The organism is Candidatus Limousia pullorum (genome assembly GCF_057405065.1).
The window spans coordinates 1538745-1564490 of record NZ_CM171614.1 but is presented as its reverse complement, the minus strand read 5'-3'; the positions used below and the strand labels follow the sequence as shown (position 1 = coordinate 1564490).

Below are 25746 nucleotides of genomic sequence, written 5' to 3'. Positions count from 1 at the left end.
CATCATACCGCCCGGCACAATCCAGCCGGCCCAGCTTTCGCAGCATTTCTTGCTGATAGAGCGTCATATCCCGATCCCCTCCTCGCCGTATATTTGTGGTTCGTTGTCCGCTTCTTCCATCTCTTCCGACAGAAGCTGCATATCCCGGAAAAAGAAAAAAGCATGCTGCCGCATGCTCTCCATGGATTCGTATTCCGGCCAGATGACGGTGAGGATGGCGGCTTCTACCATTCTCCCATCCCTTGTATTCCGGGACAGCTCTTCGTAACTGCCCCAGTAGCCATCTCCCCCCGTGTGCAGGATATCCTCTCTATCATCCACCTGAAGATAGTATCTGGCGGTATCCACACCGATTTCCTTTTCGATGCACTCCTGAAGCTCATATTTCATCCCCCGCAGATATATGTCCATGTCCTCCTCTGGAGCCAGGTAGACCTCCATGGTCCGGATCAACGTATCCGGCGCCTCCGCTGCGGAAAACTCCCTGAGTACGACTCTTGCGCCAAACGCTTCAGGCGGCTGGACATCCACGACGAGCTGCTCCAGTCTGGCTCCGCTGAATTCTTCAAAATACAGCGGATCGCCGAACACGATCCGCTTTGGTGTTTGTACCTTATATATTTCTTTCATCTGCTTTTCTCCTACATGGTCATGGAGAGGCCCTCATCCTCTGTCTGGACTTCTGCAAGCTCATTCAGAAAAGCAGGATCGACGATTACCTCTGACTCGTTTCGGCTGCTGAAAAAGGCATAGACATGCGCCTTATCAATCTTCGCTTCATATACGGCGCCATCCTCATCAAAGCGGTGCGCAAACCATTCCGCCTTTTCTCTGTCCAATGTCCAGGACAGAGCTTTCACCCTGTTGGCGTTATATGATGTTACGCCGCGATAGACAACGAGGGTATCCTCCAATGCCTGAAACTGCTTGTATTCGTCCTCATCCATGAGCACCTGGGGATCCGCTTTTTTGAACAGGCCCAACATCTGCTTTTGCGTAAAGTTAGGATCATTGTTGGGGCTTTCGCACATGACCCATGCGTTGGCCAGATATTCGGAAAAATCCTTTTGCGAAAAATATGGCATTGCATACTTCAAAAAGGCAAACCGATAGGATTTGGTCAGCATCATATAGATGTGCCTCGGCGTCTCAGCATTCTCAATTAACGACGCCATTTGCTCTCTCCATTGGCTCCTCACCGCTTCATCTGCTGTGATATCGGCTGCTCTATATTCGTTACCACTTCTTACCGTTACTATTCCTGAATCCGTAAACGGATGCTTTATTATCACCGGTGAGAATGATGTCGGTTCCGGATCCATCATTAAAAATACCCTTGCCAGCTGTTTCATCGCAGCTAAATCCGTCTGTTTTCTCAACCCGATCGCCTTCTTCTTTCTGTATTAGGGCAGAAAAAAAGAATGCCGTCACCAGCATTCTCTCCTGTGGATTTCATGTTGTATCAATTACATGCCCAGATCCAGATTTTCCTGTTGCTCATAATATTCGTTGACCTCCTCCACACTGGGACTAAAGATAGGCTGCGGTTCTGCTTCACCAAGCTGGATGGGGATGAGGGTCTCCTTGACCTGCTCCAGCAACTCCTTATCTGGACACTGGTCGATAAAGTTTCCCATGGTATTCATAATCAGCTCGTCCATCGGAGTGGTCAAAATCATTTGATCCACAAACGGTCGGCTTCCAATAAAGGATGCAATGTTTTCCGGAGTGTTATGGAACAGGAATTCTTCTCTTCCTCCGTTGCTGTAGACATAGGCATGTACAACCTCTCCACTGTCCATCAATGCCTGGATGGCATCTGATTGCGGCGCATTGTTTTTACCGCAATTTGGGGAGTAATAGTTAGCAAAGGAAGCACCGACCCCGTTTTGACCGAAGCCCTGCTGCTTTGGCAGTTCTTCATGAATGTCCTCTATGGTTTCTCTGTCCAGCGTATAGTCCTCCAGTGCGTATATCAGATCCTGTGTACTGTCTGGGTCTATTCGGAACATCTTTGCGTTATATGCATAGAAGGCCGCATAGTCATATTTTCCGTAATTGAAGCACCCATCCTTTTTTGGGGAATCCACCAAAGTAACGGGTTCTCGAAGAGCGTTCATAAATACTTCTTTCCCGCAAGAAATTAACCATGCCCGAAAATTGTTCAGGCCCTCATCGGCATAATCCGATCCCAACGCTGTACTGACCGCAAACATTTCATCCCGGTATGCCGCATCTTTGTACTCGTGGTAAATCAGGTGCCAATCCATAATGTCCTCTAAAGGGTAATGAGATAGATTCTCTACTATCCTTGTCCAAACCGTCTCTTGGTCATGATTTTGGGATACCGCATTTACATCCTCAATAATTCTCCAAAACTGTTCTTTCGTCATGCACACAACCTCCCTGCCTTGAAAGGCTTCTTTACTTTCACTTCTCTTATGGCAGGAATCATCTGCAGTGTAAAGGGTTCGGAGTAGTATTTTGCTTCGCAAAATCTCCACTCCCAGCTGTCGCTGCCCTTGACACTGCATCTGGTTCCTGCTCTTTAGTAATCAAGGCGGTTAAGCCTTCATGGGCTTAACCGCCTCTACAAAAAAACAGGTGTCCATTCTTTCACCTGCTCCTCCCTTACTGTATATACATTTCCCTCTTTCTTCTGTGTATCGTGTGGTTATCCTCTGCTCCTTTCCAACTCCATACACGCAAAACACACTCTAAGCTATCCTACAGTTTACGTCCAACAGCATAAAGGGCGCGTCGTGCAAAAATGCTCTTGCCAGTCCCAGCCGCTGACGCTCGCCGCCGGACAGGGTATCGCCCAATTCGCCTACCGGCGTGTTGTAGCCTTTTGGAAGCGTCATAATAAAATCGTGGACGGAAGCCTTTTTACAGGCGGTTTCAATCTCTTCATCGGTGGCCGACAGTTTGGCAATCCGCAGGTTGTTTTTGATGCTGTCGTGGAACAGCTGAGTTTCCTGGGTGACAAAGCTTTCCAGTTCCCGCAGGTTTTTGGTGTTGATCTCTTCTACCGATCTGTCGGAAAGCGCCACGCTGCCTTTCTGCACCTTCCAGAACCGCATCAGAAGCTTTAATAGGGTGGATTTTCCGCTTCCGCTTCTGCCCACAATCCCTACTACGGCGTTTTCCGGAATGGTCACCGATACATCCGAAAGAATAGTCTCATTGCCGTAAGAGAAGGAAACCTGCTCCGCTTTTGCGCCGGAGAATGTGATTTTCGGTTTCCCGTTGATTTCCTCTACTACCGGCGTTTCGTCCAGAATGTCCAATACCCGGTTGCCTGCCGCAAATGTGTTTTGCAGGGTACTGCCCAGCGCCGCCAGAGCAATTACAGGACCAAAGGAGGAAAACAGCGCCAGCGTAGGGATCAAAACGCCTTCAAAGCCCACTGCGCCGCTTTGATACAGCAAGGCCGAGACAAACAGCATGATAAGATCAAACGCCAACACCACCGTATTGGTAACTGCTGTATTTCGCCCGGCGGTGCGTTTCATCTTTTCTTCGTCCCGGGAGAGTTCATCCGTCTTTTCATTCATTTTGGAAAGGCGCTTTTTCCCCTGCCCATACTGGAGGATTTCGGAAAGCCCTCGCAGGCTGTCCAGCACAAAGCCCGAAAGCTCACCGGATCTGGTGCGGAAACGCAGTCCGTCGTCCCCGCTGCATTTGGATATCACCATTGGAATCACGATTCCCACGATCAGATAGGCCGCCAGCGCAATCACGCCAAGGATCCAGTGAAACGAGCCGATGAACAGGCACATGACAATGGTAAACAACAGCGCGATGGCAGCCGGTGAGATGGTATGAGCATAAAACACCTCCAGCAGTTCAATATCGGAGGTGATCACCGAGATCAGATCCCCCTTGTCCCGGCCTTCCAGTTTTGCCGGACAGAGCTTTCTCAGCGCGCGGAACACCCGGTCACGCAGCAGTGCCAGCAATTTAAAGGCGATAAAGTGGTTGCATGCCTGCTCCGCATACCGCAGAAACCCACGGAGTACCGCAAAAACAAGAACGGAAACAAAAACTGCCGTCAGGGTAAGCGGAATATCAAAACGCAGAGCCGCCAGCACACCGTATCCGCCGAAGATGGTAATAAAGGCGGCGCACAAATGTCCGATGAGTCCCATCAAAACAGCCAGCGCCATGTAACCGCTCAGGGGTTTTACCAGTCCGATCAGCCGTGCCATAACAGCAAATCCGCTTCGCTTTTTCATACGCCTGCACACTCCTTTCCAAATTGCTCTAATGTCTGCTGGGCACTCCACAGCCGTTCATACAGACCGTGGCGGGAAAGCAGTTCTTTATGAGACCCGCTTTCTGCAACAGTTCCGTGATCCAGCACATAAACATGGTGAGCATCCACCACATTGGCAAGCCGGTGGGAAACGAGGATTACCGTTTTGCTTTTTGCCAGCTCATGGATTTCACGCATAATATCGTTTTCGCTCTCCACATCAATGTTGGAGGTAGCTTCATCAAAAATATAAACAGGACTGTCATGCAAAAGCGCCCTTGCAAGGGCCAGCCGCTGGCACTGCCCGCCCGAAAGATTGGACGCTTTTTCCAAAAGCCGGGTATCCAGCCCCTGTTCCGCTTTTAAAAACTCTGCGAGATTTACCTGGGAAAGCACTGCCCACAGTTCTTCATCGGAAGCGCCGGGTTTTCCCATGAGCAGATTCTCCCGCACCGTGCCCTTGAACAGGTAGCTCTGGTGACTGATATAGGTAATATTCCGCAGAAGGCTTTCTTCCTGAATGGAGGAAAGGGGCACGCCACCCACTGTTACCTTACCGGTATATCCTCTGTTTCTTCCCATCAGGATCGAAGCCAGTGTGGATTTACCGCAGCCGCTTTCTCCCACCAGCGCCGTAAAGCTGCCCTGCGGGAAGGTAAGATCAACGCTATGGAGGATCTCCCGGTCCGGCTCATAGGAGAAGGAGAGACCGGAGCAGCGGATTGTATGCTCCGACGGGAAACTTTCAGTAATCTCAATCTTTGTTTCTTCCAAATCCAGCAGACGGAAAATCTTGTCGCTGGCCGCCATGCCGTTCATGGCAATATGGAAAAAGGAGCCCAGCTGCCGCATGGGGATAAAGAAATCCGCCGCCAACAGGATAATCAGCAGACATCCCTCAAGGGAAACGCCTCCGCTTTGGTACTGGGTCACCGCCATAATGACGCCCAGCGCTGCGCCGCCGTAAGCGATCAGGTCCATAATGGTGATGGAGTTTAACTGCATGGTCAGCACCTTCATGGTGATCTTTCGGAATTTTTCCGCCTGCTCGTTCATTTCCTGCTGTTTAAACTCATCCGCCTGATAGATTTTAAGGGTGGTGAGCCCCTGCAAATTTTCAAGGAAGGTGTCGCCCAGTTCCGTGTACTGCCCCCAGTATTTAGAGAGCAGTTTTTTCGCCCAGGTCTGTACCGCCGCAATAGCTACGGGGATCAGCGGCACACAAATGAGCAATACCACCGCTGCCGGGACATTCACAAAGCACAGCACGATAAACAGTGTGAGCGGCGCCAGCATCGCATAGAAAAACTGAGGCAGATATGCGCCGAAATAGGTTTCCAGCTGATCCACGCCTTCGACTGCCACCTGCACCACTTCCGAAGTTTTCACCTGCTCGTTGTAGGAGTTTCCCAGCCGCAGAAGCTTTTGATAGATCTTCTCGCGCAAGGTCTTTTTGACTGCTTTGGAGGAAAAGTACCCCATTTTGGCGGCACCGATGGAGCAGAAAAACCGGACTGCCAGAGCCAGAATTACAACGCCTCCCGTCACTGTTAAAAGCTGCGCCGAGGCCGAACCCCTGAAAAGCTCTGCAAGCATCCGGGAAATACTGAGCATCAGGGCGATATTCGCCGCAAGGGAGCACCACTGTAAAATTACATTTCCCGCTATGTATTTTTTGCTCTCGGCAACGGTACCGATGAGCCGTTTATTGATCATCATATTTTCGTCCGCCTTTTGTTATTTTTTTCATCACTTTCTTAACACCTGTACACAGAGCGGCAACCGCTATTACAAGCAGCACTGATGTAAAACCGTAAAAAAGGGATTGCATGGCATTATTCACAGCCGCTCGCCTTCTTTCTGTTCGTCCACTTTCTCAGCGCTTCATAGCTTTTCGGACTTACGGCATGTTCCATTTGGCAGGCATCCTCCGCCGCAGTTTTCCCATCCACGCCCAGATCTTCTAAAAGAGACCGGAATGTCTGGTGGCGCTCATACGTTTCTCTGGCAACGGTTTGCCCCTTATCCGTGAGATGTACTTCCCGGATATCGTCTAAAAAAAGGTAACCTTCCTTCTCCAACTCTTTCAGCGAAACGGAAACTGTAGGACGCGACGCATGAAGCTCTGCTGCAATATCCGCACCACGTACGGAGCCGTTTTGCTTTTGCAGCAAATACACGGCTTTCAGATAATCCTCCACTGTTTTTCTTTGTTTCATACGGCTTGTGCCTCCTTTCCATGTATTCAGGGTTACCCCTTATACCGGGATCACAAAGGGTTTTCCATCTACCGACTGAATGGTCAAATCGACACCGTATACCTCTTTGACAAGTTCCTTTGTAATGATTTCCTCCGGTAAACCGTGAGCAATCATTCGTCCGTCCTTCATCGCTACGATTTCGTCGCTGTAATACAGCGACTGATTGATGTCGTGGAGAACCATAACGATGGTAATTCCGTACTCCCGGTTCAGCTTCTGAATGAGTTTTAAAATCTGCAGCTGATAACGGACATCCAGATAGGTGGTCGGTTCATCGAGAAACAGTACCTTGGTGTCCTGTGCCAGCGCCATGGCAATCCACACCCGCTGTTTCTGTCCGCCGGAAAGCTCTGTTACCGGTTTATCCTTGTGCTTGCTTGTATGGGTGATCTCCAGCGCCCACTGTATTTTTTCTTCATCTTTTTGCGGATCCGATGAAAGCCCCATTGTGTGATAGGGCGTTCGCCCATAGCTTACAAGCTTTTCGACCGTAAGATCCGGCGGCGCCGTATTGTATTGATGGACAATCGCCGCTTCTCTGGCAAAATCTTTTAAACGCAAATTTGCGATATTTTCTTCTCTCAGAAACACTTCCCCCTGATCGGGCTTTAAGTTTTTTGTCATCAGGTTAAACAATGTGGATTTTCCGCATCCGTTTGCACCGATCAATGTGGTAATTCTCCCCTCGTGAAGAGAAAAGTCCAATCCGTTCAGCACCTGCTGTTTTCCGTAGGAAAAGGAGAGATTTTTTACGGTAAAAATATTACTGGCCATAGCTTTGTCTTGACCTCCTCAGCAGAATAATAAAGAACGGGCCTCCTACCACGGACATAATGACCGAAGCGCTGATTTCATAAGGCGCTGCAATGGTACGCCCAACCGTATCCGCTAAAAGCAGAGTAAAAGCACCCAGCAGGATCGTATAAGGAACCAATACCTTGTGATTGCTTCCTACCAAAAGCCTTGCAATATGGGGTACGATTAGTCCTAAAAAGCTGATGGGACCGATCACCGCCGTAGAAATGCCCGCCAACAGTACTGCAATAACCGAAATCACGATACGGCTTTTATTGACATTGACGCCGAGGCTTCTTGCTGTCTTGTCTTCCAGAGCCAGCAGATTACACTGACCGAGTACGAAGAACGAAGCGATCAATCCTACTACGCCGTACAATAACAGGGTTTGCAGGTCATCCCAGGTCTTCATGGTGATATTTGCATTTACGATGCTGGCAACCCCCGAATAATTGCTTCCTGTTCCGGAGTTAAACGCGCTCATCAGTCCGGTAAACATGGCGTTGACTGCTACGCCCACCAAAATGATGCGCAGGGGGGAAAGCCCACCCTTCCAGGAGAGAGAATACACCAGTAAAAATGCGATCATACCGCCCAAAAACGCAAACAGGGGCGTAAAGAAGTATAACGCCGGGAAAAATGCGGTAATCAGCACCGCTACAAGGCTGGCTCCTGAGCTGATACCGATAATTCCCGGATCAGCCAGCGGATTTTTCATCACAGCCTGTAAAAGCACGCCCGAAACTGCCATGGCCGCCCCGCCGAACATTGCGATAAAAATACGGGGAAAACGCAGATCGAATATGGTCGCCACATTTTCGTTGTATGCAACAAACAGTCCTTTGAAAAGTTCCAGAGGTGTCACCTTTAAGCTGCCGGTATTGACGGAAAAGAGAAAAAGTCCGACAAGCAGCACCGCTGTAATACCAAAGACCAACTATAAAAAGTCAATAGGAAAAATAAAAAAATAACGAATAAGGGATGAAAAAATATGCAAGACAAAAAGACCTGAACAAAAAGTCCAAGTCGATGGATAAGTGGGTATAAAAAGATTATTTAAATTGAGGGACGTAAGCGGTATTGTATTTTAAAACAGCAAAAATGGTGTTACAAAGCTTTCTGGCAACAGCACCAACAGCAGTAAGATGATGCTTGCCCTCGGATCGCTTTTTTTGATAAAAAGCCGAGAAAACCGGATCATGAAAGGCTGCAATCAAGGCAGCCTGAAACAGAGCTTTGCGCAAATAGGGAGAGCCACGCTTACTCATTTTGTTATTGGTGGATTGGTATTCACCGGATTGGCTGACAGAAGCGTCTATACCTGCATAAGCAGCAAGCTTGGAAGCGTTTGAAAAGCGAGAGATATCACCGATCTCTCCTAAAATAACAGCGGCGTTAATATTGCCTACACCCGGTACAGTCATAATAGGAGAATTAATTTTATCAAGGATAACTTTGATTTCTGCTTCCACATCACATACCTGAGCGTCAATAAATTTAATCTGCTCAATTAAAAGCCGAAGCTGTAAAGAGAAGCTATCCTGACAGAACTTCAGTCCGAAAGAACTTGCTGCGAGCTCTGAAATCTGAGTGATTTTGTTTTTGGCAAAACCCTTAAAAGAGACCTTTTTGAGCACGTTTTCAAGCTGTTCAGAAGAGATGTTTTCAAAATCATCCGCAGTCTGAAAGTGCGAAAGAAGTTCTTTAGAGGTTTCGCCGAAAACATCTGAAAAAGCAGTGTGATATTCTGGGAACACCTGGTCAAGAACACAGATTACCTTGCGCTTCAAGTCTGAAATGGACGAAACAAGATAAGTGCGAAAGCGTGACAGATTACGCAGTGACATTGTGTCTTCATCTGACAGTGAGGTTTCAACAAAATCACCGTAGCGTATCAAATCAGCAATGAGAACAGAATCGATGAAATCTGTTTTACGCTTTCTGATTTCAGTCCCTTTTCGCCAGCCGTCAGTTTGAATAGGATTAACGACATGAACAACAAATCCGTTTTCAACAAGAAATGAGTAAATCGAAAGCCAATAATGACCGGTAGCCTCCATTCCTATTTCAACTTCTGATTGATTATTGATATGTACTGATAATTTTTCAATCAGGCTGTTTGCGCCTTCGGTTGTGTTTGAAAACGAGAATGCTTTGAATAATGGTTTTGCCGTTTCATCAATAAGAGAAGCAACATGAGTATTTTTGCCGATATCAATTCCGAGATAAAGCATAACATTCACCTAAATAAACAGATTTTAGATAGTTCCTCTTATCTGATAAACGTTACTGCCTTGTTCTATATTCGAAGTACGGCAATCAGCCGTCAACATCCAACTTATTCGTAATCTGTTTATCAGAAAGAGGTGTCAGTCTTTCCAGTACGGAGTAGCTTTTGGCTCCCCAAGGAGAATACGACATCCTCTATCTAATAACTACAATTATACAACATTATGTTGAATAATTATACAGTTGATTTTGGGAGATAGGCTCCCTTATCAACCTAAATTTATTATACAAGGAGAAAATCTTTTTTCTTCTGCTTATCATAAAGCAGGCCTCCTTTTCGTGATAAAGCAAACAGCCGGGCGCCGAATTTCGGCAACCCGGCCATTGCTTTTTTACATGCAATATGCAGTCTTTTTTATTTCACTGTCTTACGCTTTCTGCTGATAAACAGAACGCCGATCATTCCGGCAGAAGCCAGCGCGAGGAGTGCAAAAGGAAGTACATTTGTGCTGTCTCCTGTCTGCGGGACATTGCTACCAACGTTTGCACTGTTTTCAGCATCGGTGATTGTGCTGCCCTGTTCCACCAGCGCATAGGTGCTGAAGCTCTTTGTCATGACTTTGTAGAAACCGTTTTCGACCGTGCCCTTGACCAGGGTTTTTGTTCCATCTTCATTGATTCGATACAAAACCACCTTGTCGGCATCATATCCTTCGGGAATGGGGTAATACACGGTGACAATACCGTTGGGCTGTACGTCAGCGCCATTCAGTTCAAAGTGAATTTCAAACAGGCGGAACTTCTTGCCTACATCGCTCAAAATAGAAGCAGCTCTGTCATTATCAGCGCCGGAGGTGATTGGGGTAACTACAAGTTTCACGCCTTCGGGGAAAACACCCTCATCAGCCTGGATCTTTATACCGGTTGTAGAATCGGTGACGTTGACTGCCGGGGATTGTTCTACAGGTTCTTCCGGCTTGATTTCTCCGTCATCGAGCTTGAGCAAAGACCAGTCAAGTTTCATCAGGACATCCTGGCTCCCAGTTCCATCGGAAATCGCTTCCATAATCGGGACGAACACATGAAGAGGTACATATTCGCCGGCGGCCTTATCCACCAGCTTCAGCCGGATCATTTCCGGATACAGATGGTCGGCATCGTTGTAAATGTCGATCACATCGGTTCCGTCTGCATTCTTCTGGGTAGACAGCACTTCGGCCGGAACCAGTGTGCCCTGCGGAATACCAAAATTGTTGTATGTATAGCCCGCATCATAGTAGGAAAGATTCATCAGATAACCAAATTTGTTCTCGATGGTCAAGCCTTTGAACTGCATGGTCAGATAATATTCCCCGTCAATGACCTCCAGCCAAACATTGTGGTTAATGGCGTTGTTCGACATAGAGAAGTTTTCCCGGTCAGTTTTTATCATCTGGGCGTAGAGGGTGTACTTTCCATCCGGCAAATTGTTAATGTCCCAATCTCCGGTGTCTTTCAAAGTCAACCCTTCAATAGCTTCTCGAAGTTTTTCAACTTCTGCATCTACCTCTTCCTGGCCGGAACGGTCATTGACCGCAACCATTTCCGCACTGTTTACGGCGTTTTGCAGTGTAAGGACAGAGGAATCGGTATAAAGCTCAGCCTGCTCCAGTTTGGCGTTTGCTTCTTCGAGCATTTGATTGAGTTCTGTTTTATCAGCTGTTTCCCGGTTGATCACTTCTTCCGGATCAGCATCCGGAGTCTCATCTGATACTTTAACCGCATCATCATAGTAAATGGTAAAGATGGCGTCTCGGGTCGCATCACCGCCGGCCATGATGGCGTCCATAGCGGATACACGGAATTTCGTCATAAATTGAGCGTCGTCAGTCGGCAGAATCATATATCCCTCACTTGGGTAATAATCCGTAGTTCCTTCGTTGAATGAATCGGTATAATAGCTGCCGTCCGAGTTCTTGTAGTAGGAAGTATAGGTGAGTTCTTCCAATTCACCCTCCTGGTTGTAGTACCACATCTGGATCATATAGCCCTTATCGGAGCCAATATTAACGGGATCGAAATTCAGTTCTAAACGCTTCACCCCATCTTTAACGACCAGGGTAGCCTCACCGCCCAGGCAGCTTGCAGACATGGATGTTTCATCCGGCTTGGATTCGTTAAATGTGGTGATCGGCACAGTATAGGTTCCGTCTTTCAAATCAGAGCCATCGGTATCCGCCAGCTTTTCATCATAGACAGCAAGGTTTCCAGACATATAATCTGCATCCACTATCAGGGAATAGATATCCCCCAATACTATGCCGTTTTTGTTGAACCATCCATATCGGAAACCGTTTTGCCCGCCTTCCTGAAAATATTCATTATAGAAAGTCCGCATATTATTTTTGTTCATGCCTTCTTGAATCGGAATTTCAAGGATAGGCGAACTGCCGAAATCAGAAACGGTTTCTTCCCCGTCCGTAACCTGGAAGTTAAAGAAAGTCATCAGGTTATAGCTCTGCACATGGCTTTCCATGTTCGCCCAGGGATTTTTGTCTACATTTGAACTTCCAGTGTCTGTAACAAGATTGATATGAAGCTGTGCGTTCTCCGAAACATATTTGGAACTGGTATGAAGCTTGATTCCGGTAGTATCATCAGTCAGTGTAACAGGCGTTACAGCCGTATAAGGGATAAGTGTTGCTTCGGCGTACCGGTAAACTAAGCCTCTGTAATCATCAATGGCCAATGTTTTTGCCCGGATGGTTTTTCCAGCAACCAATTCATCCAAACTGCTGTATTCCAGCGTCAGGGTTTCGTTTTGCAAAGTGATGGGCTGGTAATTCTCATCCAGAATTTCTGTGCTTTGTCCACCGTCAACCCAGGAAACAATTCCGTTGGGCGTGATGTCATAGGTGACGTACAGTTTCCCATCTTTGAACGCCGTTTTTGCGGACGTAGTACGGAAAGCAGCCGCCATCGTCGTGTTCATCGTGTCGTAATTGAATGAAACCGTCTGCTCTACTTCATCTAAAGCATCCGGCAGCTTCTGTGCTCCGGAAAAATCAATGGAAATCGTGCCCCAGGAAGAATAGTATCCTGTGTCAAATTCGTCAGACTCATAAGCGTGTTCATCCCGCTCATAGAGAAGATTGACAAACAATTCTTCACTCAGGCTGTCTACCGTAACGGAAAAAGCTATTTTTCCATTTTCAAGCTTCTGATAAGTTGTGTCATAAAAAAGCTCATTATTGTCCGCAGAAACCTTTTCTTTTTTGGCATCAGTAAAGCCGCTGCCCGCCAGATCATAGCCGTCAACTAAATTTTTCTGTGCATAACCGATCTCGGATAATTGTTCTGTTTCAGACGCTCCCGGCTTCATCGCTTCAAAAAGGATGGCGCGATAATCCTGCCAGCCGTACTGCATATATTGCTTGTTGCTATACATATCTCCTTCGAAGAGCCATGTGTCCCCTGGCGATAAGTAGAAAGTAAGGGTGTATTCTCCGTCATCAGCAAGAATTTTTATATTTTCAGAAAGACGGGTGTAGATATAACCGTCCATTCCTGAAAAATGCGCCATATAGGTTCCGTCTTCCAAAACGATTTCTTTTTTAGAAAATTCAGCGGTAATAAAAACATTGGAAGCAGGCATTTTAAACTTATTGTCATTCACTTCTACTGCTTTGCTTGATTCATCCATAACTGTAATGGATTTCAACTCAAAACCCGGCTCGGGGGTAACCGTTATTGTAACAATGGCTCCCTCTGCAGCTTTGTCTACATCAGTAGAAACGACGCCGTTTTGCATTTCACTGACGGTTATATCAAATTGAGTTGTCTGACCTTCTTTCAAAACCAATCCATCCACAAGAGACTGCAGCATACTAATGGTATTAGCCAGAAATCTATCAGGAATTTGAGTTGGATCCACAATTTGTTTTCTGGCGTCCATCAATTTGTTCCAACTTTCTTCTGTGTAAAGTGATGAATCCATAGAATCAATCTTTTGCAAAAGAGATTGTAGTTTCTCCAAATCAGTTTGTTCCACAGGAACAAGTTGATCAATCGCACCCTGCAGTTTTTCCAGAGCCATTTGTTGAAATCGTTCTGGAATCTGTGTCGGATCTATGATCGTGTCTCGGGCTTCCTTAAATGTCTTCCAGCTTTCCGGCGTATAATTTGACTCTTCAAGAGTGTCTGCGTAAGCAATCAAATCTTGTAGCTGTTCTAAAGTCGTTTTTTCCGCCGCAAAGACGTTGGCAATTCCTGCGCTCATGACCATCATCACAGCCAATAGCACAGCCAAACTTCGTTTAAGCCATGACTGTTTCGTTGTTGTCATTGTGTCTACCTCCATTCATTTATAAAAACAATGTTTCGGTTAGCATATTCTAACCGCTTGGTGAAAAATAATGCCGTTTCTACGGCATCATAAAAGATATCGCGCACCACTCCTCCTTTTGCGATGTTCTGGTCAAGAGAACAAGTTAACACGCTTGTTTCCCTGATATAAACGGGCAGAGGCAAAAGGTTATTCGCCTGAGTTAGGTTATGCTAACCAACCTCCTAAAAAATTGCTCCTTTCGGAGTTTTTAGGAGGGGATCGTTGTTGTCATATTGCTTTTGGCTCTGCTCTGCTGTTACTTTTCTGTCCGGCCTCAAAGACCAAAACAGGGCTGCGAATGATAAAACACACTGCTTTTATAATCCGCGTTTTCCTTAAAGCAAATTCAGTATAGCCAGTTACTATTTTGTTGTCAATGGATTTTCTGTTGCAAAACTGCTCCAAACAGCCCATCGGAGGGCTAAAAAAGCTCCTAAACCTCGATTATGACTGATAAATCAGTGTTGTTGCAAAACTGCTCCAAAAAATTTTTCGTTTCTTCTGAATCAGCCGCTTTTAATGGATGAACATGGTGAAAACAGCCGTACTCTCCGGCATATGCATATCCCCAACACTGCATTGCATTTTCAGGCATACGCTTCCGTGCAGCAGGGTATCCCGGCCTTTTCCCATAGAGATAAACCGCAGCGCCGTTACCGGAAAAAACACATAACGCCCGTCAATTCCGCCGTCACGGAATTCTCCGTCATATAAGTATTGCAGCTTCTGAATGCGTCCTTCCATTTTATTTTTGCTGGACATGGACTGGGCGGATACGGTTTTGACCGCCAAATACACAAGTCCTTCATGATCCTTTACGATGACTTCACACGGGTTTTCAAAACCACGGTTTGCCATGGAAAGGTTATTGTGATTTTTGATTTGTTCCCGGTAAATAATGAACGGAAAATAGTAACTGCCGTCACTGAGGTAATTACAAATATCCCCGCCATGGAAGTTCCGGCGTCCGGCAAATATTTCTTTGATATGCATTCGGCTTTCCTGTTCAGCCAGCCGCTCCATAAATTCATCAGAAAAACCGGCTGCCAATGCCCGAAGGGCATTCTCCTTAATCTGTGCAGGAGGGATATCCTGATACTGCATATATTTTTCTAATACCTTTCTCTGTTTCTGATACTTTTCTGCCAGTTTAACTCCCGGAACTGTCAAAACCGTTTTGCGATTCTCCAGACGTTCTACAATATTCAGCTTTTCCAGCGTATCCAGCGTACGAGTGACCACCCATTTACTCACATTCAGGCTTCTGGCGGAATCCGTTACCGTACGCTTTGACGGTTCCGCCGTCAGGTAATAAAGCAGCAGCTGAATTTGAAACGGCGTTAAGTTTTCTTTTTCTGACATTAAAATCCCCTCCGGTATTGTATTTGTATAAGGTAAAAACACTATAAAATCAAATGAATCATCTTCACCATACAAAACCGGTCAGAAACAGCCATACTAACCTTGGTGGATAGTTTTAAGCCGTTTTTGGGAATATAACGGTAGTAAGGCTCTTCCATAATCTCTGTAAACCCACCGCCGATCTTTCCGGCCAGTTCCGCTGCCGACTCCACATAAAAGAACATCTGCGCATCGGCGTGGCCTACCTGTTTCATGTATTTCTTTTGCATCATAGCCATACCTTTTTTATTCACAGTATCAAAGACGACTTCTATTTCTCCGAATTGTCTGAGCATACGAAGCAGAGAAATAACCTTATCTTCCTCAAAATAGTGAAACAGTCCGCCTGCGGTAACAAGGATAGGGGCGTCGGGCAAATCCGTGCGAACTTGCCTGATCCAGTCTTCGGAAAAGGCATCTCCGGCAAGATAGGTCTCCCGTTCCGATTCCGGGAGCAGTTCCCGCCGGTAGTCAATGACGTGTGGCAAATCAACGGCATACCAGCGCGTCTTTCCGTTATCACAGCGGTAATAAGTTGTTTCAAGTCCGCAGCCGAGCTGGACAATCACGCCGTCCGGTTTGCGCATTAAAAACTCCTGAATAAACCGATCCATATTGGCAGAGCGAGCCGCTGAAGCCAGCAGGGTATACTGGCTTTGACTGCCGTTTCCCAACAGGTCAGATGGCAGCTTTTCTTTTAATTCCAGAGCCTTTTTATCATATATGATCTGCGGGCAATGCTCACTGGCATAAATTCTTCCTAGCATAGGGATAAACAGGGTATCTTCTACAACGCCTAATTTCTGCATAACCAGTCCTCCTTTATAGTGAGATTATTTCCGGCCTACCAGGAGTCTGGAAGATCCTAGCATCATCATAGCTGCTCGGCGGTGTGAGCCGAACGCCTCTTGTGCAGTATCAATGAGACGAACATCCTGATACCCCATATCCCGCAGTTTCTGCGCAAAACCTTCCATGTCACCGTACATTTTTGGCTTCATATCATCGTTCAGAGCGAAGACGCCTCCTTTTTTTAACACCCGCAGGCTCTCCAGCAGCAGCTTGTGCATATCGGCTCCCATGACATTGTGGTAGACATAGTTGCTGATGACCGCATCAAAACTCTCATCGGGGAAATCCAGATGATTGGCGTCGCCATGCTGGAACACACACCGGGAGGCCACGCCTTCACTTGCGGCGTTTTTCTCACAGAGGGTCTTGCTGTAATTGTAAACAGCTCCCCAGTAGTCCATGCCAGTGACTTTTGACTCCGGCCAGGTCAGGGCCGCACGGATTGACAGCGCCCCGGAGCCGCAGCCGACTTCCAAGAGACTGCCCTGGCCGTCATAGTCCAGATGAGAGAGAACGACCCGGTGAACCTGTTCCATGATTCCGCCGCCGCCAAAGGCATACTGGCACCTGATCCATGTGATCCAGAACAGCAAAGCCACAAGTGCGATTGTGATAACAGCAAACAAAACACCCAGAACAGCAACACGGAATACATAAAAAGAGAGTACAGCCAGCACAGTGGCCAAAACTCCGATTCCGCCAATGATGTAAAAGACAGGATTGGACATCCAGCTTCCGTAGTCTTCCCCGTGAGTTCCAAGTCGAATATTCTCCTGTTTTAATTCTTTCTTGTTCATTGCATTATCTCCTCGTATATTTATAATCTCATCAACAATACTCCTACCCCTGCCTGCACCGCCGCCATCAGGGGACACAGGAGCAATGGCCATTGCAACAGATGCTCCGGCAGAGCGTAGTCTTTCATCCAGGCTTTGAACGCATAACCGGGGTGTCCCTCCGTTCCCGGGATGATAAACCGGCTTTTCGCCTTCCTCTGAATCAGCCAGAAATCCAGAAAAAACAGGTCACAGAAATTGACCATCATCCACTGGATATACCCGGTCAGGGCCAGACGCCAGAATCCTGTTGTCCCGCCCTCCATGGTACTGACCGCGCCATAAAGCAGGAGAGGCAGCAGCTCCCCAAAACAGATCCAAAGCCGGTAAAAACGATTCTCTGTTTTTGAGGGTGGTTCCGGCGCGTTCTTGATAATAGCAGGCGGGTAGCTGGGAAACATCAGTCGGGGATTGTATAGTGCCACGGCAGCAGCAAATAAATTAAAATAGGCTGCCATAGCAAATCCGTCTAATATCGTTCGCATCCAGTTCATACACATCCCCCATCACTATCATTTACTCGTCTTACAAGCGGGAAAAATTCGGTTAGGTATCATCGCACTCAAGCACCCAGCGCCACATCCAGCGTCATCATAAGGGTGAAACCAACTGCAAACAGAATGGTTCCCACATTGGAGTGCCTTCCGGCTGACATCTCCGGGATCAATTCTTCCACTACCACATAGATCATCGCTCCGGCGGCAAAGCTCAGGGCATAAGGCAGCACCGGGACTAAAATACCAGCCAGCAGAATGGTCAGAATGGCGCCTACCGGCTCCACTGCACCGGACAGCGTCCCATACAGGAAGGAGCGGGGTTTGGAGAGCCCCTCCGCTTTCAGGGGCATGGATATAATCGCGCCTTCAGGGAAGTTCTGAATGGCAATCCCCAGAGAAAGAGCCAACGCCCCCGCCAGTGTGATCCCACTGTCCCCGTAGAGCCACCCGGTATAGACCGCGCCCACTGCCATCCCTTCCGGAATATTATGCAACGCCACCGCCAGAGTCAGCATAGTTGTTTTTCCAAGACTGCTTTTGACGCCCTCGGCCTCTGAACTGCCGCGATGCAGATGCGGGATCAGCCGATCCAATCCCAGTAAGAATAAAATACCAAGCCAGAACCCAGCTACAGCAGGGAAGAAAGACCATTGCCCCATGTCTGATGCCTGTTCCATGGCATGGAGCAGCAGACTCCATATGGAAGCCGCCACCATAACCCCTGCCGCAAAACCGGTAAGCGCACGCTGAACCAGTTCACTCAAATTGTTCCGCATAAAAAAGACGCAGGCTGCGCCGAGCGTCGTCCCGGCAAAGGGGATCAGCAGCCCTTGCCATAATTCAAAAGGCATATCTTCTCACCCTCATCTATTTTCTTTTAAACAGGGAAAAACCTTGTTTTTCGTAAGGTTCACAACGAATATCCAACACCTTGTACCCGCATTCTTCCACAGCATGTTTCAGCAGCTGCGTGTCAACGGGGTCTTGTATAAGCAGTTCCGTAATCCCTTTTCTATGAGAAGAAGCCACTTTCTTAACAGAAAATACTTTTCTGATCGCATCGTTTATATGGGCCTCACACATTCCGCAGGACATTCCATCGATTTTCATTGTTATTTTTATCATCATTCGGTCCTCACATAGTTAGCGCAGGCTAACCACGACAAATAAAAAATAGTTAGTTAATTCTAACTAATTGATTTTACCATACCATGTTTCATTTTGTCAAGATACTGTGCTAAAGTGTTTTCGGATAAAGACAAAGCCACACTCAAAAAACAGCCGTGTTTTGCGTGCGGCATTTGCCTGTCATCCGGTTTGTTTCCGCATTAGAAAATCACACTATGCCAGCGTCCAGTTCTGGCTTTCTGTCTGTAATTTTACCATGCGGGTATAGATACCGTCTTGCCGGAGCAGGGTATCCGGATCGCCCTCTTCCGCTACCATACCATCGGAAAGCACGACGATTTTATCCGCACCGGCTACCGTGCGCATCCGGTGTGCGATCACCAGAACAGTTTTGTCTTTGATCAGCCGTGACAGAGCTGTCTGTATCAGCGTTTCATTCTCCACATCCAGAGAGGCTGTAGCTTCGTCAAGAAGGATGATCGGCGCGTTCTTTAAGAAGGCACGGGCAATAGAGATACGCTGGCGTTCTCCGCCGGAGAGCTCACAACCGTTTTCGCCTATGTTAGTATTCCATTTATCAGGAAGCTTCTCGGCAAATTCATCCACATTGGCAAGCCGTGCCGCAGCCAGAACCTCCTCATCTGTGGCGTCTTTGTTGCCAATACGGATATTTTCCAGTATGGTGTTGTCAAACAGGGTAACATCCTGAAACACAATGGAATAAAGAGAAAGCAGCGTTTCCGGATCCACTTTCGAGACATCCATACCGCCTACCGTAATTTTTCCCCGGCTCACATCCCAAAACCGGGCTGCCAGACGGGAGACCGTTGTTTTGCCGCCGCCGGAGGGGCCCACCAGCGCGGTTACTTCTCCCTGCTTGGCAGTAAAGCTTACATCCTTTAAAACCGTTTCTCCGGTGTTGTAGGCAAACCCAACATGGTCAAAGGTAATATCGTATCCTTTATTGGAAAGGCTGTTTTTGCCCTGCTGAATGGGATGGTCAAGGATTTCATTCATACGGGCGATATTTGTCCGGGTGGAAATTACCGCCGCCAGATTCTGCAGCGCACCCTGCAAGGGATCATAGAGCCGGGAAACCACCAGCAGGAACAGAAAGAAGGTCAAAATATCCAAACTGCCCTGCATCAACAAAACAGAGCCTGCAAGCGCGACCGTGGCAATCCCGAGCTTTAACACAAGGGAGGCGGATACAACAAAGGCCGCCAAACCGAACTCATTGAGAATGGAGCGGTGTTCCACTGCGCGGATCTTCTTTTCCAACCCTTTAAGGTATTCTTTTTCAGCGTTGTTGGCTTTCAGATCCTGTACCGTTTCGATGCACTCCTGAATCCCGTCCGCGCAGGCCATTTTCGCATCCATGGACTTCTGATTGAAACCTTCCTGTACCTTTGCGGAAAAACCTACAATGGCAAACGCCACCGGCATTACCCATAGAGCCGCCAGCGCCATACGCCAGTCATAGAAGAACAGGCTGACGGCAATCAAAACCGTAGAGATGATGGATCCGGCAAGCTCCGGGATAAAGTGGGAAAAGCTCTGCTCTAAAAAGGTGCAGTCCGCCATAATGGTGCTGGTAAGATCCGCAAGGTCTTTCTTTCCGAAGAAGGATAGGGGGATTTTCCGCAGCCGTTCCGCCAATGTAATACGGCGCACGCCGCTTTCCGTATAGGTGGCAAAATAAGTGGCGTTATACTGGAAGTAGGTTGTCAGCAGGATCAATCCCACACAGAGAATACAGCCTACAATATAGAAGGGCAACCGGCTTTCCGGAACACCGCCGTTCATCAGATCGCTCACCATGCAGTACAGCAGCCCAACAGGGAACATAAAAGAGATATTTTGCAGAACGCAGGCGAAGCAACCCTTGATTAAATCCTTTGCGCCCTGTTCGGACAAGGCATATCTTTTTTGCAGACGTCTGATCATCTTACTGTACCTCCTTTTGGACTTTCCACTGAACGGAAGTCTGATAGTTCTTCCACATCCTAGCGAAGAGACCGCCTCTTTCCATCAGCTCACGGCTGGAACCGCTCTCTGCGATTTGCCCGCCTTTTACAACGTAAATCTGATCTGCACCGGCCACCGTGGAAAGCCTGTGGGCAATCATAATGACCGTTTTGCCCTGAGACAGCTTGGAAAAAGCCGCCTGTACTCTGGTTTCATTGTCGGGATCCGCAAAAGCTGTGGCTTCATCCAGAATAATGATGGGGGTATTTTTCAGCATCACGCGGGCAATGGCAATCCGCTGCTGCTCGCCGCCGGAAAGATAGACACCCTTGGTGCCGATCACCGTATCCATACCATCCGGCAGTTTTTCAAGGATATCGTCGCACTGGGCATTTTTTAGGGCAGCCATGACTTCCTCCCGGGTAGCTTCCGGTTTGCCCAGACGCACATTCTCAAAGATGGAAGCTTTGATCAGTCGGCTGTTCTGGAACACAAAGGAAACCGTGTTCATCAGTTCTTCCTTCGGAATATTACGGACGTCCACGCCGCCTACCCTTACAGTACCGCTTTGAGGATCGAAGAAGCGGGAGATCAGATTTGCCAGCGTGGTTTTTCCACCGCCGGACGGTCCCACAAAAGCGACTGTCTGCCCGGCAGGAATAGAAATAGATATGCCCTTTAAAACCTCCTTTTCTCCGTCATAGCTGAAATGCACCTGTTCAAGCTCTACAGAGCCGTCTTTCGGATGTTTGGGATGAGCTGTTTCTTTCAGCGTCTCCAAATTCAGAACGCTGTCAATCCGCTGTAAAGCATCGTCCACGATCATAGCGTTTTCGCTCTGGAACATAATTCGTGTGAGCGTCACGGAAATGATCGGCGTAATGATGATATAGAATACCAGATTGAGTAAAAATTCTGTCGTGACCTGATCCTGCGTAAACAACAAGGCTCCTGCGATCAAGAAGACAAATACGCCGTTGATAGCTGCGGTATAGAACATCATCGGCGTGCGCAGCTGCTTGGTATAGGCGATCACCCATACTTTATAACGGTCAATGGAGTCTTTGAATTTCTTAAAGGAAAAGATGGTTTGGCCAAAGGTTTTTACCACCGGAATACCTCGGACATACTCTACAGCTTCATTGGACATATCATCCAGCGCATTCTGGTATTCCTTCATCTTCTGCTGCATTTCCTTTCCGGTCATCGCCATCATAATGAGAAAGCCCAGAAGTACCGGCGCCAGGCTCAAAAGACCCAGTCTCCAGTCAAACACAAACAGCAGAACCAGAAGACCGCAGGGGGTTGCGAGGGCGTTCGCACGGTCCGGGAGCTGGTGCGCCAGATAGGTTTCCGTAGCGGCGCTGGATTCATTGACGATTTTGCGCAGCTTACCGCTGCCAAAATGTTCCGCAAATCCCAGGGGGAGTTTTACGATATGGTTCATGGACTGCAAACGCAAATTGGTGGCAATGCGAAATGCGCCCAGATGGGAGCACATCAGCCCGGCGATGTACACCAGTACCGCAATGACCGCAAACATCACTGCCATCCAGCCGTTGTAGGTCAGATTCTGCGCACGGCTGAAATCCGGAGCGACTTCCAGCACTTCACGCATGACCTGCCAGATAAAATAATAAGGCACGAGTGCGATCAATGCGCTGATTGCGGAGAGGATCCAGGACGCATAGGTCAGATATCGGTAACTTCCCGCAATCGTGAGCAGACGTGATAAATTGGATTGTTTTTTCAAGAGAATTCCTCCTTTACCTTTCATTTATGATACAGAGGACAATGATGCGTCCTTCTTATATCCAACTCAGTTAGCTTAAACTAACTACAAGTCAAAAATTATAGGGCGCTATTGCCCCATAATTTTCATCCATCCTGCGGTGTAAAAGGCCCGCATTTCCTTTACATAGTTTTCCGCATCGGGAAGCGGCATTTCATGGATAACAAGTTCAAAAAACGTATGAAACATCCCGGTGATCAAAATATGCTCCAGAGTTGGGTCAAGCGGCGGGGAGGGTCTGCCTAATTCCGCCAGCACTCTTTGATAAGCGTGTGTCCCCTCCACTTCAATTTCCACCATCTCATCAATCAGCCCGGAAAAGCGGGTCCCTTCGGAACAACAAAGAATGAGCTTACATTCCTCTAAATGCTGATAGGCATAATGCAGCATATCAAACATGCATACCCCTGATATATCGCCCATCACTTCCGGCTGCTGTTCATGGGGCAGGTCGGCAAATTGCTTCTGAGCGTCCTTAAAACGATCAATCAAGTACTGATAATGCTCGCCAACCAGTGCCTCAAAGAGTTCTTCTTTGCTTTTATAATAACCGTAAAAGGCTCCCAGCGTCTTGCCCAAAGATTTGACGATATTCCGCAGGGAAGCGTCCTTGTAGCCTTTTTGCAAAAACTCCGCCTTTGCCGCCTCATGGATTTGATCCAAGGTTGTCAGATTCTCATCTATGGTACACACCTCCCTAAAAAATATAGCGGTGCTATATATCACTGCTATATTATAGCTGCCCGTAAGCTGAATGTCAAGTGCTTCTGCATTTTTTATGGATGAATAAAAAGAGAGAAACCACACAAAGATTTCTCTCTTTTGGTTGTCCGGCTATATACAGCAGTCATTTTCCTGTTTCGGTTTCGGCAGAGCACTCATACTACGCAGGCTGACGCCAAGCGTAGAAAGATTGTGCAGTGCGGCCGATGCTGCAGGAGGTAAAATTCCTGCCAATCCCAAGCCTATCAGCGTCCCGTTAAATCCGATGACAAACCGATAATTTGAGTGAATTCTCGCCATCAAAGCCATTGCAATGCGACGCAGCTTAACAAGCTCCCAAAGACTGTCCGCCGCAATGGTAATATCAGCAATTTCTCTGGCAATTGCTGCGCCGTCACTGATGGCAATTCCCGCATCCGCTTCTGAAAGGGCGGGAGAGTCGTTGATACCATCTCCGACCATTAAAACAATATGTCCTTTTTGGCGCAAATCGGCTACAAATTTTGCTTTATCCGCAGGAAGAACCTCAGCGCAGAATGCGTCAACCCCTAAGCGGTTTGCAACCGCAGATGCCGTCCGATAGCTGTCGCCTGTCAGCATAACTGTTTTTTGAATTCCCAAAGCACGCAGCGCAGACAATACTTCTTTAGCTTCCCTGCGCAGCGGATCGGAAATACAAATCACCGCCGTAAGTTCCCCGCCAATCGCCAAATACAAATGAGAATATTCTTCAGGAAGATGATCAAAACGCTCCTGTTCATTTAGCGGAACAGTTATTCCCTCATCTTCAAAAATGAAGTGCGCACTTCCAATCAACACCTTCTCTTCATTCACCGTACTGGCAATTCCGTGAGCCACTATATATTCTACCTTGGAATGAAATTCTTCATGGGATAACCCTCTGCACTGCGCTTCTTGTACTACGGCGTTTGCAATAGAATGGGGGAAATGTTCCTCTAAACAGGCTGCAAGACGCAGCATATCCGACTCGTCTCGCCCTCCGAAAGTGATGATCTGCGCAACCTTCGGACAAGCATATGTCAATGTGCCTGTTTTATCAAATATAATGGTATCCGCAGCTGCCACCGCTTCTAAGAACTTGCCGCCTTTTACAGTGATATGTTCTTTTCCGGCTTCCCGCATGGCAGAAAGCACCGCCAGCGGCATGGAAAATTTTAACGCACAGGAGAAATCCACCATAAGTACCGACAAGGCCCGCAGGATATTTCGTGTCAGCAGAAAGCTCAAGATACTGCCGGCAAAGGTATACGGAACCAATTTATCTGCAAGGTTAGCCGCTTTGCTTTCAGCTGCCGATTTCATCTGTTCGGATTTTTCAATCATGGTTACAATTTGATCATATCGACTGGAACCCATAGCTTGTTTTACTTCCAGTATGCACTCGCCTTCTTCTATGACAGTACCGGCATACACGGTGTTTCCCGGGTGTTTTACGACCGGTACAGACTCTCCAGTCAAAGAAGCCTGATTGACTGTGACTTCCCCCTCGGCTAAGATACCGTCCATAGGAATCATACTCCCGGTACGAATCACGATTTTGTCACCTGGGCGGATATCTGATACTGCTGTCAGAATTTCTGATTCCGGTGTCTTCAGCCATACCCGATCCACATTCAGGGCCATACAGCGAGCAAGGTCTTCCATTGATTTTTTTCTGGTCCATTCTTCTAACAGTTCGCCCAGTTCCAACAGAAACATGACAGTTCCTGCTGTTCCGAAATCTTTGCGAAATGCGGAAATTCCTATGGACAATGCATCCAGCACATCTACCTTCAGTTTTCCTCTCCAAAGACAGTGGATACCTCTCTTCAAAAAAGGGAGCATATGCCATACAATTCGTGCGATCTGCAATGGTTTCGGCAAAAAGAGCATAGACGCTGCTTTCAGTACCACTTTTCCGACCAGCTTTTCCTGAAATTTACGGTTTAATTCACGGCTGCTGTGCAGTGGCAAAGTGATTTGTGATTGCGCTTCCTGCAAGTTAAACTCACGGATAGCCGCCAGCACTTCCTTACGTGACCCGGAGTATTGCAGAATCACACACCCGGTGCGTTCATGGACAGTTACTTGTGTGATCCATGATTTCTTTTGAAACCAATTTTCCAGCACATCTGCTTCCTGCAAAGTCATTTTTTTCTGACTGATTCGAAAACGGATACGCCCTTTGCTTTCGTGTAAAATAATTGCCTTCATTTGTCGCTTCTCCTTCATAAAAAAAGAGCCGTATCAACGGCTCTTTTCTGTTACTCTTCCTCAGAACTTTCAAGTTGTGCGGCTGCCGCTTCTTCCGCTTCTTTTGCAGCTCTTTCTTCATTCAGATCCTTGGCAGAAGCTAAAATGTCCGATGCGTTTTCCTGCACGGTCGTTACCGTTTCCATGACATAATCTTTCATACGCAGCCCTGCGGCTGTTGCGTGAACATATGCTTTTTTAGCGTCTTTGCTGGACAGCAGTTTAATTCCAACCGATCCAAAAAGCGCGCCTCCCACAAAAAGAGCCAATTTATTGTATAAACTCATATAGAATCTTCCTTTCCGTTATTTTCTTTTGTATCCCGTAATCATTACCATAAGCAGGCAAATTACGGCTCCCCATGCCCAAAAACGGTGCTGTTTCAAC

At 47.4% G+C, this 25746-nt stretch carries 22 protein-coding genes; all 22 read right to left on the bottom strand.

Going from position 1 to position 25746, the window contains the following annotated elements:
- Positions 1-63: 63 nt before the first annotated feature.
- Entirely contained in the window at positions 64-630 is a 567-nt protein-coding gene (locus CGICJO_RS07010; protein WP_486498342.1) for a hypothetical protein, read from the bottom strand.
- Between the two features lie 11 nt (positions 631-641).
- Positions 642-1352: a hypothetical protein gene (locus CGICJO_RS07005; protein ID WP_486498341.1), complete on the bottom strand. Its 711-nt coding sequence runs from the start codon at positions 1350-1352 to the stop codon at positions 642-644.
- 114 nt (positions 1353-1466) lie between these two features.
- Positions 1467-2393 carry a DUF4240 domain-containing protein gene (locus CGICJO_RS07000; RefSeq protein WP_158096298.1) on the bottom strand — a complete coding sequence of 309 codons (927 nt, stop codon included), beginning with the start codon at positions 2391-2393 and terminating at the stop codon, positions 1467-1469.
- 324 nt (positions 2394-2717) lie between these two features.
- Complete coding sequence (locus CGICJO_RS06995; RefSeq protein WP_486498340.1) at positions 2718-4238, bottom strand: amino acid ABC transporter ATP-binding/permease protein; 1521 nt, start codon at positions 4236-4238, stop codon at positions 2718-2720.
- Complete coding sequence (locus tag CGICJO_RS06990; protein ID WP_486500008.1) at positions 4235-5974, bottom strand: ABC transporter ATP-binding protein/permease; 1740 nt, start codon at positions 5972-5974, stop codon at positions 4235-4237. Before CGICJO_RS06990 ends, CGICJO_RS06995 begins: the two co-directional genes overlap by 4 nt.
- 119 nt (positions 5975-6093) lie before the next feature.
- A complete protein-coding gene (locus CGICJO_RS06985) occupies positions 6094-6477 on the bottom strand; it encodes a metal-dependent transcriptional regulator (protein WP_486498339.1) in 384 nt (127 codons plus the stop codon).
- Positions 6478-6516: 39 nt separating this feature from the next.
- A complete protein-coding gene (locus CGICJO_RS06980) occupies positions 6517-7293 on the bottom strand; it encodes an ABC transporter ATP-binding protein (RefSeq protein ID WP_204446532.1) in 777 nt (258 codons plus the stop codon).
- Complete coding sequence (locus CGICJO_RS06975) at positions 7283-8251, bottom strand: FecCD family ABC transporter permease (protein ID WP_486498338.1); 969 nt, start codon at positions 8249-8251, stop codon at positions 7283-7285. Before CGICJO_RS06975 ends, CGICJO_RS06980 begins: the two co-directional genes overlap by 11 nt.
- A gap of 115 nt (positions 8252-8366) precedes the next feature.
- On the bottom strand, positions 8367-9548 hold the full coding sequence (locus CGICJO_RS06970) for an IS110 family RNA-guided transposase (RefSeq protein ID WP_087376648.1): 1182 nt from the start codon (positions 9546-9548) through the stop codon (positions 8367-8369).
- Positions 9549-9958: 410 nt separating this feature from the next.
- Positions 9959-13867 carry an NEAT domain-containing protein gene (locus CGICJO_RS06965; RefSeq protein ID WP_486498337.1) on the bottom strand — a complete coding sequence of 1303 codons (3909 nt, stop codon included), beginning with the start codon at positions 13865-13867 and terminating at the stop codon, positions 9959-9961.
- Positions 13868-14425: 558 nt separating this feature from the next.
- Positions 14426-15271, bottom strand: coding sequence for a hypothetical protein (locus CGICJO_RS06960; RefSeq protein ID WP_486498336.1), 846 nt, complete (start codon positions 15269-15271; stop codon positions 14426-14428).
- Positions 15272-15312: 41 nt separating this feature from the next.
- Positions 15313-16119 carry a class I SAM-dependent methyltransferase gene (locus tag CGICJO_RS06955; protein ID WP_486498335.1) on the bottom strand — a complete coding sequence of 269 codons (807 nt, stop codon included), beginning with the start codon at positions 16117-16119 and terminating at the stop codon, positions 15313-15315.
- A 24-nt stretch (positions 16120-16143) separates the two neighbouring features.
- Complete coding sequence (locus CGICJO_RS06950; protein ID WP_486498334.1) at positions 16144-16959, bottom strand: class I SAM-dependent methyltransferase; 816 nt, start codon at positions 16957-16959, stop codon at positions 16144-16146.
- Positions 16960-16979: 20 nt separating this feature from the next.
- Positions 16980-17492: a hypothetical protein gene (locus tag CGICJO_RS06945; RefSeq protein WP_486498333.1), complete on the bottom strand. Its 513-nt coding sequence runs from the start codon at positions 17490-17492 to the stop codon at positions 16980-16982.
- Between the two features lie 68 nt (positions 17493-17560).
- Complete coding sequence (locus tag CGICJO_RS06940; protein ID WP_486498332.1) at positions 17561-18346, bottom strand: ZIP family metal transporter; 786 nt, start codon at positions 18344-18346, stop codon at positions 17561-17563.
- 16 nt (positions 18347-18362) lie between these two features.
- A complete protein-coding gene (locus tag CGICJO_RS06935; RefSeq protein WP_087379146.1) occupies positions 18363-18620 on the bottom strand; it encodes a heavy-metal-associated domain-containing protein in 258 nt (85 codons plus the stop codon).
- A 216-nt stretch (positions 18621-18836) separates the two neighbouring features.
- Positions 18837-20570, bottom strand: a complete 1734-nt coding sequence (locus CGICJO_RS06930) for an ABC transporter ATP-binding protein (RefSeq protein WP_204446548.1) — start codon at positions 20568-20570, stop codon at positions 18837-18839.
- Between the two features lies 1 nt (position 20571).
- On the bottom strand, positions 20572-22344 hold the full coding sequence (locus CGICJO_RS06925) for an ABC transporter ATP-binding protein (protein ID WP_486498331.1): 1773 nt from the start codon (positions 22342-22344) through the stop codon (positions 20572-20574).
- 108 nt (positions 22345-22452) lie between these two features.
- A complete protein-coding gene (locus CGICJO_RS06920; RefSeq protein ID WP_204446610.1) occupies positions 22453-23076 on the bottom strand; it encodes a TetR/AcrR family transcriptional regulator in 624 nt (207 codons plus the stop codon).
- A gap of 141 nt (positions 23077-23217) precedes the next feature.
- Positions 23218-25320, bottom strand: coding sequence for a heavy metal translocating P-type ATPase (locus CGICJO_RS06915; RefSeq protein WP_486498330.1), 2103 nt, complete (start codon positions 25318-25320; stop codon positions 23218-23220).
- A gap of 50 nt (positions 25321-25370) precedes the next feature.
- Positions 25371-25646 (bottom strand): DUF6110 family protein, encoded by a 276-nt coding sequence (locus CGICJO_RS06910; RefSeq protein WP_087379134.1) that lies wholly within the window; start codon positions 25644-25646, stop codon positions 25371-25373.
- A gap of 18 nt (positions 25647-25664) precedes the next feature.
- On the bottom strand, positions 25665-25745 hold the full coding sequence (locus CGICJO_RS12715) for a DUF6219 family protein (RefSeq protein ID WP_490363530.1): 81 nt from the start codon (positions 25743-25745) through the stop codon (positions 25665-25667).
- Position 25746 lies beyond the last annotated feature (1 nt).

Excerpts from the sequence above, each read along its gene's own strand:
- CGICJO_RS06930 (WP_204446548.1), bottom strand. The coding sequence starts at position 20,570 with ATGATCAGACGTCTGCAAAAAAGATATGCCTTGTCCGAACAGGGCGCA.
- CGICJO_RS06980 (WP_204446532.1), bottom strand. The coding sequence starts at position 7,293 with ATGGCCAGTAATATTTTTACCGTAAAAAATCTCTCCTTTTCCTACGGA.
- CGICJO_RS06960 (WP_486498336.1), bottom strand. The coding sequence starts at position 15,271 with ATGTCAGAAAAAGAAAACTTAACGCCGTTTCAAATTCAGCTGCTGCTT.
- CGICJO_RS06945 (WP_486498333.1), bottom strand. The coding sequence starts at position 17,492 with ATGAACTGGATGCGAACGATATTAGACGGATTTGCTATGGCAGCCTAT.
- CGICJO_RS07005 (WP_486498341.1), bottom strand. The coding sequence starts at position 1,352 with ATGAAACAGCTGGCAAGGGTATTTTTAATGATGGATCCGGAACCGACA.
- CGICJO_RS06915 (WP_486498330.1), bottom strand. The coding sequence starts at position 25,320 with ATGAAGGCAATTATTTTACACGAAAGCAAAGGGCGTATCCGTTTTCGA.
- CGICJO_RS07010 (WP_486498342.1), bottom strand. The coding sequence starts at position 630 with ATGAAAGAAATATATAAGGTACAAACACCAAAGCGGATCGTGTTCGGC.
- CGICJO_RS06955 (WP_486498335.1), bottom strand. The coding sequence starts at position 16,119 with ATGCAGAAATTAGGCGTTGTAGAAGATACCCTGTTTATCCCTATGCTA.
- CGICJO_RS06940 (WP_486498332.1), bottom strand. The coding sequence starts at position 18,346 with ATGCCTTTTGAATTATGGCAAGGGCTGCTGATCCCCTTTGCCGGGACG.
- CGICJO_RS06990 (WP_486500008.1), bottom strand. The coding sequence starts at position 5,974 with ATGATCAATAAACGGCTCATCGGTACCGTTGCCGAGAGCAAAAAATAC.
- CGICJO_RS06935 (WP_087379146.1), bottom strand. The coding sequence starts at position 18,620 with ATGATAAAAATAACAATGAAAATCGATGGAATGTCCTGCGGAATGTGT.
- CGICJO_RS06965 (WP_486498337.1), bottom strand. The coding sequence starts at position 13,867 with ATGACAACAACGAAACAGTCATGGCTTAAACGAAGTTTGGCTGTGCTA.
- CGICJO_RS06985 (WP_486498339.1), bottom strand. The coding sequence starts at position 6,477 with ATGAAACAAAGAAAAACAGTGGAGGATTATCTGAAAGCCGTGTATTTG.
- CGICJO_RS06950 (WP_486498334.1), bottom strand. The coding sequence starts at position 16,959 with ATGAACAAGAAAGAATTAAAACAGGAGAATATTCGACTTGGAACTCAC.
- CGICJO_RS06910 (WP_087379134.1), bottom strand. The coding sequence starts at position 25,646 with ATGAGTTTATACAATAAATTGGCTCTTTTTGTGGGAGGCGCGCTTTTT.
- CGICJO_RS06995 (WP_486498340.1), bottom strand. The coding sequence starts at position 4,238 with ATGAAAAAGCGAAGCGGATTTGCTGTTATGGCACGGCTGATCGGACTG.
- CGICJO_RS07000 (WP_158096298.1), bottom strand. The coding sequence starts at position 2,393 with ATGACGAAAGAACAGTTTTGGAGAATTATTGAGGATGTAAATGCGGTA.
- CGICJO_RS06970 (WP_087376648.1), bottom strand. The coding sequence starts at position 9,548 with ATGCTTTATCTCGGAATTGATATCGGCAAAAATACTCATGTTGCTTCT.